At 67.1% G+C, this 10,628-nt stretch carries 10 protein-coding genes; 1 reads left to right on the forward strand and 9 read right to left on the reverse strand.

Going from position 1 to position 10,628, the window contains the following annotated elements:
* A partial coding sequence (locus tag FV222_RS09095; protein WP_147813929.1) for an NAD-dependent succinate-semialdehyde dehydrogenase occupies positions 1 to 1,284 on the forward strand: 1,284 nt, incomplete at its 5' end.
* A gap of 69 nt (positions 1,285 to 1,353) precedes the next feature.
* Here the strand turns inward: FV222_RS09095 and FV222_RS09100 are convergent.
* The 9 genes from FV222_RS09100 to FV222_RS09140 form a co-directional block, all read right to left on the reverse strand.
* Complete coding sequence (locus FV222_RS09100; RefSeq protein ID WP_147761919.1) at positions 1,354 to 1,575, reverse strand: SlyX family protein; 222 nt, start codon at positions 1,573 to 1,575, stop codon at positions 1,354 to 1,356.
* Entirely contained in the window at positions 1,572 to 2,318 is a 747-nt protein-coding gene (locus FV222_RS09105) for a rhodanese-like domain-containing protein (protein ID WP_147761920.1), read from the reverse strand. The genes FV222_RS09100 and FV222_RS09105 overlap by 4 nt, the downstream gene beginning before the upstream one ends.
* Before the next feature lie 928 nt (positions 2,319 to 3,246).
* Positions 3,247 to 6,315, reverse strand: coding sequence for a DNA polymerase I (gene polA / locus FV222_RS09110; RefSeq protein ID WP_147813931.1), 3,069 nt, complete (start codon positions 6,313 to 6,315; stop codon positions 3,247 to 3,249).
* 37 nt (positions 6,316 to 6,352) lie between these two features.
* Entirely contained in the window at positions 6,353 to 6,718 is a 366-nt protein-coding gene (locus FV222_RS09115) for a HepT-like ribonuclease domain-containing protein (protein WP_147761922.1), read from the reverse strand.
* Positions 6,699 to 6,995: a nucleotidyltransferase domain-containing protein gene (locus FV222_RS09120; RefSeq protein WP_147761923.1), complete on the reverse strand. Its 297-nt coding sequence runs from the start codon at positions 6,993 to 6,995 to the stop codon at positions 6,699 to 6,701. Before FV222_RS09120 ends, FV222_RS09115 begins: the two co-directional genes overlap by 20 nt.
* Before the next feature lie 41 nt (positions 6,996 to 7,036).
* Positions 7,037 to 8,191 (reverse strand): YihY/virulence factor BrkB family protein, encoded by a 1,155-nt coding sequence (locus FV222_RS09125; RefSeq protein WP_147813933.1) that lies wholly within the window; start codon positions 8,189 to 8,191, stop codon positions 7,037 to 7,039.
* A gap of 109 nt (positions 8,192 to 8,300) precedes the next feature.
* Positions 8,301 to 9,260: a hypothetical protein gene (locus FV222_RS09130; RefSeq protein WP_147761925.1), complete on the reverse strand. Its 960-nt coding sequence runs from the start codon at positions 9,258 to 9,260 to the stop codon at positions 8,301 to 8,303.
* Positions 9,261 to 9,358: 98 nt separating this feature from the next.
* Positions 9,359 to 9,778, reverse strand: a complete 420-nt coding sequence (locus FV222_RS09135; RefSeq protein WP_147761926.1) for a DUF2809 domain-containing protein — start codon at positions 9,776 to 9,778, stop codon at positions 9,359 to 9,361.
* On the reverse strand, positions 9,772 to 10,628 hold an 857-nt coding region (locus tag FV222_RS09140), incomplete at its 5' end, for a DUF817 domain-containing protein (protein ID WP_147813935.1). The genes FV222_RS09135 and FV222_RS09140, both read right to left, overlap by 7 nt.

Raw genomic sequence — 10,628 nt, forward strand, 5'->3', positions numbered from 1 at the left:
GCCGCCCGCGGCTTCGCGCGGTGGCGCCGAGTCTCGGCCTTCGATCGCGCCAAGGTGCTGCGCAAGGCGGCGGACCTGCTGCGCGAGCGCGCCGACGACATCGCCCGCATCATGACGCTCGAGCAGGGCAAGCCGCTCGCCGAGGCCCGCGTCGAGACGATGGCCGCGGCCGACGTCACCGACTGGTTCGCGGAAGAAGGCAAGCGCGCCTACGGCCGGGTGATTCCGCCTCGCGGCGACGGCGTGCTGCAGTTCGTGGTGCGTGAGCCGGTCGGGCCGGTGGCGTGCTTCACGCCCTGGAACTTCCCGATCAACCAAGCGGTGCGCAAGATCGCCGCCGCGCTCTGCACCGGCAACCCGGTGATCCTGAAGGGTCCCGAGGACACGCCGGCGAGCTGCGCCGAGCTGGTGCGCGCGTACCTCGATGCCGGCGTTCCGGGCGATTGCCTCGCGCTGGTCTACGGCGACCCGGCGACGATCTCGTCGTACCTGATCCCGCATCCGGTGATCCGGAAGATCTCGTTCACCGGCTCGACCGTCGTCGGCAAGCAGCTCGCGGCCTTGGCCGGCCAGCACATGAAGCGGGCGACGATGGAGCTCGGCGGCCATGCGCCGGCGATCGTATTCGGCGACGCCGACGTCGAGAAGGCGGTGGCGGTACTCGGCGCCAACAAGTTCCGCAACGCCGGCCAGGTCTGCGTCGCGCCGACCCGGTTCCTCGTCCACGACTCGGTGTTCGACCGCTTCGTCGCGGGCTTCACGGACCTCGCCGCCAACCTCAAGGTCGGCGACGGGCTCGACCCCGACACGAAGATGGGGCCGCTGATCCACGGGCGCCGTCTTGAGGCGATGGAGTCGCTCGTGGCCGACGCCAGCGCCCAGGGCGCGACGCTTCGCACCGGCGGCAAGCGCATCGGCAACCGGGGCAACTTCTTCGAGCCGACGGTGCTCACCGACCTGCCGCTCACCGCCCGGATCATGAACGAGGAGCCGTTCGGCCCGGTCGCCGCGATCCAGCGCTTCAGCGACGACGAGGACGCCTACGTGGAGGCGAACCGCCTGCCCTACGGCCTCGCGGCCTACGCCTACACCCGCTCGTCGGAGCGGGCGACGCGGGTGTCGAACCGGGTGGAGAGCGGCATGGTCTCGATCAACCACCACGGCATCGCGCTCCCCGAGACGCCCTTCGGCGGGGTGAAGGAATCCGGCTACGGCAGCGAGGGCGGCACGGAAGCGCTGGACGGCTACCTCGCGACGAAGTTCGTCACCCAGGCGAACTTCTAAGCCTCGAAGGCAGGTCCACCGCGTCTTCCCTCCCCACCTCTGCGGGGGAGGGAAGACGCGGTGATGCCCTTAATAATGCGGCGGCGGGGGCTCCGCGCCCCCCGTCGCCGCGCGGGCGCCGGCTTCCTCGACGCGCTCGGTCAAGGAGTCCACCTGCCGCCGCAGCCGGTCGATCAGCCGCCACTGCTCGGTGACGGTGCGGTTGAGGTCGTCGATCGTCGCGTCCTGCTCGGTCAGGCGCATCTCAAGATGGTCGATGCGCGCGGACTCGCTCGTCGCCGAATCGGTCATCGCAGCGCCTCCGGCGGATGGTCGGGCCGTTCCGCCAGCGCCGGCCCCAGCGCGATGCGGCCGTCGAAAACAAAGCAGTCGCCGGTCCAGCGGCTCTCGGCCTCCGGAACGGTCTCGAGGTACTTCAGGATGCCGCCCTTGAGCAGGTGGACGCGGGCGAACCCGCGGGCCGCGAGGTAGGCGCCGGCCTTCTCGCAGCGGATGCCGCCGGTGCAGAACAGGGCGAGTTCGGCCGCCGGATCGAGGGTCTCCGCGAAATCGCGAAAGTCGCCGAAGCGCGTCAGCCCGGGATCGACCGCGCCCGCGAACGTGCCGAGCGCCACCTCGAACCGGTTGCGGGTGTCGATCGCCACCACGCCGGGCCGGTCGAGCAGGGCGTTCCACGCCTCCGGCGCGACATAGGTCCCGGCCCACGCGGAGGGATCAGTGGCGCCGCCGTCGAAGGTCACGATCTCGGGCTTGAGCTTCGCCTTCATCCGCGCGAAGGGCGGCGCCTCCGCCGTCGAGAGCTTGCATTCGAGTCGGTCGAGGCGGCCGTCGAACAGGTCGGGTCCGTTCAACGCAGCGAGGAACGCGTCGATCGCCTCGGCCGACCCCGCGACGGTGCCGTTGATGCCTTCGCGAGCCAGCAGCAGCGTTCCGGTGAGGCCGAGGCGCTGGCAGACGCGTTCCAGGGCCGGGGCCAAGGTGGCGGCATCCGGGAGGGCGACGAACTGATACAGGGCGGCGACGGTGTGGGGCATGGCGCGGGTTTAGCAGGCTTCAACTGCGCAGGAAGCTTCCTTTTGAAACCGTCTCCTGCGACGGGTCCGGAATTCAACAGGGTTTCGAGTCAGGCCAACAATCCCGTTAGTAGGAAAGTTTACTTGCAAAATGAACTGTCATATACGATGGTGAGAGATGGCCAAGGAGTATTGATGTGACCAGAAATTGATCTTTAGATCAATATATCGAAAATATTCGTTTAAAAATCGTGTTATTACAATTTAAATTTTCGCTATTAAGACATCATATTCAAATAAAAGAACATGATCCTAATCAGCCCCGAACTCCAGCGGGGGACTCAAATGGTGGAAGGTGGGTTGGACGTGATGACAGTCGATCTATCACGGTCGATCAGAAGCCGATCTTTAATAGTCGATATGCTTCGCCGGCAAAAAACCCTGAGAAGTACTGCGATGAGCAATATAAACGAGAAGTTTTCAATGTAAAATGGTAGGGCTAGGAGGTTGTTACGCACAGGCGATGGTGAGGCTAGTGGCTTGCGAGCAAGGAAAACAATTCCGCCCCTAAACTATTGAGGCTATGATGTTGATAGCAACCAGACTGATTACGCTTATTCAGAATTCGAACAAAATTCAAGTCGAGGTCCGTTTATTTGCGCCTATAAAAGAAGAGGCTGATTGGATTTGTCGGTACGAAATCGACTGGCCCTCTGCTCGAAGATCTAGTTTTGCTGCAGGATTAGATTCAATGCAAGCTATTTATCTAGCGCAGCAGAAAATTGGAATCGATATATATATGAGTAATCATCACGCTAAAGGTAGTATTTATTGGCAAACACCTAACTCCGGGTATGGTTTTCCCGTTCCAAAAAATGGCCGCGTTTTTCTTGTCGGAGAAGATAAAATATTCGATGGATAAAGTACAAACTTTTGCGGGGGCGCCCGCTCAATGCGCCTCCTCCCAGTTCCCCGCCGCCCGCGCCTCCACCACCAGCGGCACGTGCAGCGTCAACGCAGGCGCGGGCGCCTCTTCCATGATCCGCTTGATCACAGGGATCGCGCGGTCCACCTCGGCTTCGTTGGTCTCGAACACCAGTTCGTCGTGCACCTGCAGCAGCATACGCACGTTCAGGCGTTCGGCGACGAGCGCCGCCTCCATCCGGGTCATCGCCCGGCGGATGATGTCGGCGGCGGTGCCCTGGATCGGGGCGTTGATCGCCTGGCGCTCGACGCTGGCGCGCTCGGACGGGTTGTTGGAGCGGATCTGCGGGTAGTGGCAGACGCGGCCGAACAGCGTCGTCACGTAGCCCTTGTCGCGGCAGATCTTCTTCGTGGTGTCGATGTAGTCGCGGATGCCGGGGAAGCGCTCGAAATACTGCTTGATGAACAGGCTCGCCTCCTCGCGCCCGATGCCGAGGCGGTCGGCCAGCCCGAAGGCCGAGATGCCGTAGATGATGCCGAAGTTGATGGTCTTGGCCCGGCGCCGCAGGTCCGGCGTCATGTCCGAGAGCGGCACGCCGAACATCGCGCTGGCGGTCGCCGCGTGGATGTCGATGCCGTCGGCGAAGGCTTGGCGCAGCTGCGGGATGTCGGCCATGTGGGCGAGCAGGCGCAGCTCGATCTGGCTGTAGTCGGCCGAGATCAGGCGGTTGCCCGGGTCGGCGACGAAGGCGCGGCGGATGCGGCGGCCCTCCTCGGTGCGGATCGGGATGTTCTGCAGGTTCGGGTCCGACGAGGACAGCCGGCCGGTGGTGGTGGCGGCCAGCGAGAACGAGGTGTGCACCCGGTTGGTGTCGCGGTCGGCGTGCTCCTGCAGCGAGTCGGTGTAGGTCGACTTCAGCTTGGCGAGCTGACGGAAATTGAGGATCTTCTTCGGAAGGTCGTGCCCCGCTTGGGCCAACTCCTCCAGCAGCGTCGCCGGCGTCGCCCACTGGCCCGACGGCGTCTTCTTGGCGCCGGGCAGGCCCATCTTGCCGAACAGGATGTCGCCGATCTGCTTCGGCGACGAGACCTGGAAGCGCTCGCCGGCATCCTCCTGGATCTCCTCCTCCAGCCGCGCCAGGATCTGCGAGAAGTCGCCTGACAGCCGCGAGAGCATGTTGCGGTCGACGCGGATGCCGTGCTGCTCCATCCGGGCGATCACCGCGATCAGCGGCCGCTCCAGGGTCTCGTAGACGGAGAGCCGCCGCTCGGCGACGAGGCGCGGCTTCATCATCCGCCACAGGCGCAGCGTCACGTCGGCGTCCTCGGCCGCGTAGGCGGTGGCGCGGTCGAGCGGCACACGGTCGAAGGTGACCTTGGCCTTGCCGGTGCCCGCCACGTCCGAGAAGGTGATCGGCTGGTGGCCGAGATGGCGCTTGGCGAGCTCGTCCATGCCGTGCCCGCCCTTGCCGGCATCCAGCACGTAGGAGATCAGCATGGTGTCGTCGCACGGGGCCACGGTGATGCCGTAGCGCTGGAACACGAGCCAATCGTATTTCAGGTTCTGCGCCACCTTGAGGACGCTCGCGGCCTCGAGCAGCGGCTTCAGCCGGTCGAGCGCGGCCCCGCGGTCGACCTGCGACGGCAGCGGCTCGACGAGGTCGGAGGCCTTCGCCCCGCCGCCGAACAGGTCGTCTGCGTTCGGCGCGGCTTCGACGGCGCGGACGTGGGCGAGCGGGATGTAGGCGGCCCGCCCCGGCGCGACGCAGAGCGAGACGCCGACGAGGTTGGCGTGGTGCGCATCGAGCGAGTCGGTCTCGGTGTCGACCGCGATCACCCCGGCCTCGTGCGCTTCCGCGATCCAGGCATCGAGGTGTTCGAGCGTGAGGATCGTCTCGTAGGCGCTGGTGTCGAACGGCTTGCTCGCCTCCGCCGCGCGCGCCGCGACGAGGGTCGAGGGCGACGGATCGGACGGGCCGCGGGCCTTCGGCGCCGCATCCGGGAGGCCGAATTCCGCGAAGGGATCGACCTCGGCGCCACCCTCTGCGCCCGTCGCGGCGTCGGCGAAGGGTGCGTCGTCGGCCTGGACATGGCCCGGGAGCAGGCGCGGGTCGGGCTTCACTGCCTCCGGGTCGACGTGCAGCATCGCGGCGATGCGCCGGGTCAGCGTGTTGAACTCCATCGCCTTGAGGAAGCCGACGAGCTTTTCCGGGTCGGGCTTGGGCAGGCGCAGGTCGTCGAGCGCCACCGGCACGTCCACGTCCTCGACCAGCGCCACGAGCCGGCGCGAGAGCCGTGCCTGCTCGATGCCGGCCAGCAGCGTCTCCCGGCGCTTGGGCTGCTTGATCTCGCCCGCCCGCTCCAGCAGCTGCTCCAGGCTGCCGTATTCCTTGATCAGGGCGGCTGCGGTCTTCAGGCCGATGCCGGGGACGCCCGGCACGTTGTCGGAGGTGTCGCCGATCAGCGCCAGCGCGTCGCCGATCTGGTTCGGCTGCAGGCCTTCCCACTTGGCGACGATCGCCGCCTCATCGAGGTTGCGCTCCGGGCGGTGGCCGGGCTTGCCCTTCGAGCCGGATTCGAAGTCGTAGAACCGCACCAGCGGCCCGACGAGCTGCATCAGGTCCTTGTCGGACGAGACGATGATGACGCCCGCGCCCCGCGCCTCGGCCTGCCGGGCGTAGGTGGCGATCAGGTCGTCGGCCTCGTAGCGCTCCATCTCGATCGCGTGCAGGCCGAAGGCGCGCACCGCGTCGCGCATCAGCGGCATCTGCCGCTTCAGGTCGTCCGGCGCGTCGGGGCGGTGGCCCTTGTAGTCGGGGAAGAGCTCCTTGCGGAACGAGCCCTCCGACTTGTCGAAGACGATGCCGAGATGCGTCGGGCAGATGCCGGCGGCGCCCTCCTGCACGAACTGCGCGATCTTGGTGCAGAACAGCCGCACGGCGCCGGTCGGCAGCCCGTCGGACGGCCGGAAGTTGAATTTTTCCGGCTGGTTGATCGCCTGGAAGTAGGCCCGGAAGATGAACGACGACCCGTCCACCAGGATCACCTGATCGCCGGGGCCGACAGGTGATGATGTTGGACTGTCGGCGGTCATGGCGCGCGGGTGTCTCGAAGAATGGGAGGGAGATGAATCAGGCCGGCGAAGACCGATCGGCCTTGAGTTCGGCGCGGCAGACCACGGCAATCTCCGTCAGCGGCTGGTGGACGGTCTTCCACACGATGTCCAGCGCGACGCGGTGATAGGCGTGGCGGTAAAAGTTGCCCGTATCTGCGATGTCCTGCCAGGGAATGTGCGGATGCAGGGCCTTGAATGCGGCGCCTCGGCGCCGGCTCGCCTCGGAGACGATCTGGATGCAACGGATCACTGCGTAGCTCGTCCGCAGGTCGGCGGCGAAGGCTTCGAAGGACATGCCGTCGATGAAGTTGCGGGCGGCCTGAGCGTCGTCGAGGATGTCGACGCAGGCGTCGGATTCGCGCTCAGAAAGCACGGATGGCATCGCGTTCGGCTCGCGAGAGGATGTGAGGCTTCAACGTTTCGCGATTGGCGACATCGACGGGGACCGAAAACAAGCTCCCGATTGCCCGGCAAATTCCGACATAGTTGAAGACGTCGCGCACCGCCTCAGCTTCGATCTCGATCAGCACGTCGAGATCGCTGTCCGCATGACCTTCACCTCGGGCGATGGAGCCGAACAGGGCGGCATGGCGGACGCCGAGGCGCTGTAGGGCGTTCTCGTTCGCCCGAAGGATACCGATGGCGGTGTCGCGATCCATGGGACGTATCTATCCCTGAATCGCGGCGAATTAAACAACCCTCAGGTCGCAACCCCGACCGTATCCGCCATCTTCGCCCGCCGCGTGCCGAGCGGCTGCGGTGCGCCGACCGTGGTGTCGTGCACGGTCTGGTGCTCCATCTCGGCGTTCACCTCCGCGCCGAGCAGGACGATCACGGTCGAGATCCAGATCCAGGTCATGAAACCGATCACGGCGCCGAGCGAACCGTAGGTGTCGTTGTACTTGCCGAAGTTCGCCACGTACCAAGAGAAGCCGAGCGAGCCGGCGAGCCACGCGAAGGCGGCGAGCGCGCTGCCCCAGGTCACCCAGCGCCAGCGCGGCGCATCCCGACATGGCCCGTAGCGGTAGAGCAGCGCGAGGCCCCCGAGCACGGCGACGAACAACGCCGGCCAGCGTAGGAGGGCGAGGTACCACGCATCGCCCGAGAGCCCGACGGTGTTGAACACCACCGGCAGCACCACGATCGCGCCGAGGGCGAGGATGATGAACAGCAGCGCGCCTCCGGTGAAGGCGAGCGAGCGCAGGTTGAGCCAGACGAAGTTCCGCGTCTCGCGCTCCTCGTAGACGATGTTGAGCGCGTCGAAGATCGCCTTCATGCCGCCGTTGGCGCTCCAGACCGAGAGCAGGATGCCGGTGAAGAAGGTGATCCCGAGGGTGGTGTCGCCTTTGGCCGCGATCCGCTTCACCTGCTCGCCGACGATGTCGATGGCGCCGGACGGCATCACCCCCTGGAGGCTGGCGAGGTGGTCGTTGATCGTGGCGACGTCGGCGAACAGGCCGTAGCAGGACACTAAAGCCGCCACCGCCGGGAAGATCGCCAGCAGCACGTAGAAGGTGACGCCGGCCGCGACCGAGACCAGGCGGTTCTCCTTGAGGTCGCGGAACACCCGCAGCCCGACATCCTTCCAGCCGCTGCCCGGGATCTCGGACGGGCTGCGCGCCTGGCGGCCGCGATCCGCCTCGGTCCGCGCCACCGCCTTGGCCTCGCCGCCGGCATGCGACGGGGCCTCTGCACGCGGCCCGTCCGAACCGGTCTCGGATCTGACATCGGCCCGGTCACCGCCGCGCCGCCGGGGCAGGACCGCGATGCCGACGAGGGTCGCGGCCAGCGCCAGCGTCCAAACCGCGGACTGGCGGTCGTCCTGCGTCCCCGCGCCGAAGTCTCGATCCGTCATCCAACATCCCGTAGCGATGGCCGTCCAGGGGACGGCGCGTCGCGACGACAACCGGTGGTCGTGAGGAGTGTTTCCCCCGGGGACGGACGAATTCTCAAGGGCGCGGGTTTTATTTCACCTGAACACTGTCCACGACCTCACGAAATTTGGCGAGCGTGCCCTCGCGCTGGTCCTGGCGCACCACGCCGAGCGCGCGCAGGTATCCGTCCGGCGCGAAACGGATCGTCTGGGAGACGACGACCGGCGTGTTGGTCGGCAGGTCGGTCGCCCGCGCCACGATCTCGTGCCAGTCGACGCCGTTCGAGCGGTAGCTCTGCGAGCGCTCGATCACGAAATCCTTCATGGTCTGGTTCGAATACAGGGCCGCCTTGGCGAAGCCGTCGCGCTGCTCGGCCGTCGGCGGCTGCTGCACCGCCTGGGCGAGCACCAGGATCGGCTGCTCCAGGTTGGTCATCTGGTCCTTCGGCCCTTGAGTCATCAGCACCGAGTTGCCGGCCAGCACGCGCAAGGGGCGGAAGCCCGCCGGGTCGCCGACGCGGAAGGGCAGGGCGTCGACCTGCTGCTCCAGCGTCAGGGCCGGGCGGATCGTCACGCCGGTGACGAGGCTGCGCATGGTCTTCTCGGTCTCGGCGTCGGGAACCGCTTGGCCGATGATCAGGCCGGTGACGGTCGCATCGCCCACCAAAAGCAGCCACTTGCGGATCGTCGGCGTGCTGCCGCCCGGCTCGCCCGGCTGCGAGCCGGTGAACAGCATGCCCTCGGCCTCGCCGATCTTCACCGGCTCACGCGTCTCGACGGAGAAGCCCTGACTCTTCAGGTTCGCGTCGGTGAAGGTCTGCACGAGGTCGGCGAAGGCGGTGGCCGGCAGCTCGACCACCGAGAGCGTCGCCCCGCCTTCCTTGCGCTCGAAGCCGGCGAAGCGGCGCGAGGGCGACATGTCCGAGGGCGGCTCGAAGCCGAAGCGCGAGCCCGCCGGGTAGACCGGCTCGGCGGCCGAGGCCGGCCCCGCTTGGAAACCGAGCACCAGGGCGAGCAGCGCGAGGGTGGACAGACGGTGGCGCAGACGCATCGAACCAGGATCTCCACGATCCGGGACGGTGCCGGACCGGCTGCGATGGGTCGGCCCGCGGCCGGGCTCTGTCAAGCGGGCGCGTTTACACGTCTCGTCTAGCCGTCTTGCCGAGCAACGGAGCGCCGGCCCCGATGCGCGGTCCAGGTCATGCGCCGCGTCGCCACGGCGGCGGCGAGGATGCCGGCGGCATAGGTCAACATGTTCCAGGGCGAGAAGAGGCGCCCGAGGAGGAGCTGCCCGGCCAGCGTCGCCCGGAACGCGTCGAGCGCCGGATCTCGGTGGAGGCGCAGCAGTTCGATGCCGCATCCGACAACGATCGCGACGGCGACGGCGGCCGTGCGGCTCCAGCCCGGTGGGCGTCCGGCCGCGACGAGACCGTAGAGCATCGCGCCCCAAAGCAGGCCGCCGCCGACGTGATGCGCCGTCAGCGGCAGACCCCACGGCACCAGCCTGAGAACGAGGCCCGCCAGGATCGCGCATGCGGCGAGCCCGAGGAAGCGCAGGCGGATCAGCATGCGCGCGACGGGACGATCGCGCCGTCGTCGATCGGCTCGCCGTCCGGCCCGGCGATCCCGTTCACCCAGGCGACGAGGGTGTAGGACAAAATCATCAGCAGCGCCCAGGAGGCCAGCTTGGACAGCGGCACCATGCTCCAGGCAATCCTCTGCCCCGGGTAGAGCCACGTGCCGGTGGCGGTGCCGATGTTCTCCGCGAACCAGATGAACAGCGACACCAGCACGAGCCCGAGGGGCAGCGGCATCGCGCGATGCACGCGCCAGACCTTGAAGCGGATGGTGGTGCGCCCGAACAGGAGCGCGGCGGCGGCGATCAGCCCGATGCGGACGTCCGGGAAGCGGTCGTTGAGCAGGAAGTTGGCGTAGATCGCGACCGAGAGCAGGCTCAGGGCGACGAGGCTCGGATGCCGGGTGAAGCGGAAGTCGAACAGGCGCCAGACGCGAGCGAGATAGCTGCCGACGGCGGCGTACATGAAGCCGGTGAAGAGCGGCACGCCGCCGATCCGGAACAGCGAGGGCTCCGGGTAGATCCAGCTGCCGATCGCGGTCTTGTGGATCTCCATCACCGTCCCGACAACGTGGAAGGCGAGGATCACGACGGCCTCGTCCCGCGTCTCGAGCCCGCCCGCCAGCATGGCCGCCTGGATTGCCACCGCGGCGAGGAAGAGGAAATCATAGCGCGCCAGCGGCGCGTGCGCCGGGTAGGCGAAGTGGGTCGCGATCAGCAGGCCGAGCATCAGCGCGCCGAACAGGCAGGCCCAGCCCTGCTTCACGCCGAAGCGCAGGAACTCGTAGAGGCCGGCCGCGAGCGGGCCTCTACGAGTTCCTGCGCTTCGGCGTGAAGCAGGGC

Origin of the sequence: Methylobacterium sp. WL103 (genome assembly GCF_008039885.1) — a bacterium.
GTDB classification, from domain to species: Bacteria; Pseudomonadota; Alphaproteobacteria; order Rhizobiales; family Beijerinckiaceae; genus Methylobacterium; species Methylobacterium cerastii.

Excerpts from the sequence above, each read along its gene's own strand:
- FV222_RS09100 (WP_147761919.1), bottom strand. The coding sequence starts at position 1,575 with ATGACCGATTCGGCGACGAGCGAGTCCGCGCGCATCGACCATCTTGAG.
- FV222_RS09105 (WP_147761920.1), bottom strand. The coding sequence starts at position 2,318 with ATGCCCCACACCGTCGCCGCCCTGTATCAGTTCGTCGCCCTCCCGGAT.
- polA (WP_147813931.1), bottom strand. The coding sequence starts at position 6,315 with ATGACCGCCGACAGTCCAACATCATCACCTGTCGGCCCCGGCGATCAG.
- FV222_RS09115 (WP_147761922.1), bottom strand. The coding sequence starts at position 6,718 with ATGCCATCCGTGCTTTCTGAGCGCGAATCCGACGCCTGCGTCGACATC.
- FV222_RS09120 (WP_147761923.1), bottom strand. The coding sequence starts at position 6,995 with ATGGATCGCGACACCGCCATCGGTATCCTTCGGGCGAACGAGAACGCC.
- FV222_RS09125 (WP_147813933.1), bottom strand. The coding sequence starts at position 8,191 with ATGACGGATCGAGACTTCGGCGCGGGGACGCAGGACGACCGCCAGTCC.
- FV222_RS09130 (WP_147761925.1), bottom strand. The coding sequence starts at position 9,260 with ATGCGTCTGCGCCACCGTCTGTCCACCCTCGCGCTGCTCGCCCTGGTG.
- FV222_RS09135 (WP_147761926.1), bottom strand. The coding sequence starts at position 9,778 with ATGCTGATCCGCCTGCGCTTCCTCGGGCTCGCCGCATGCGCGATCCTG.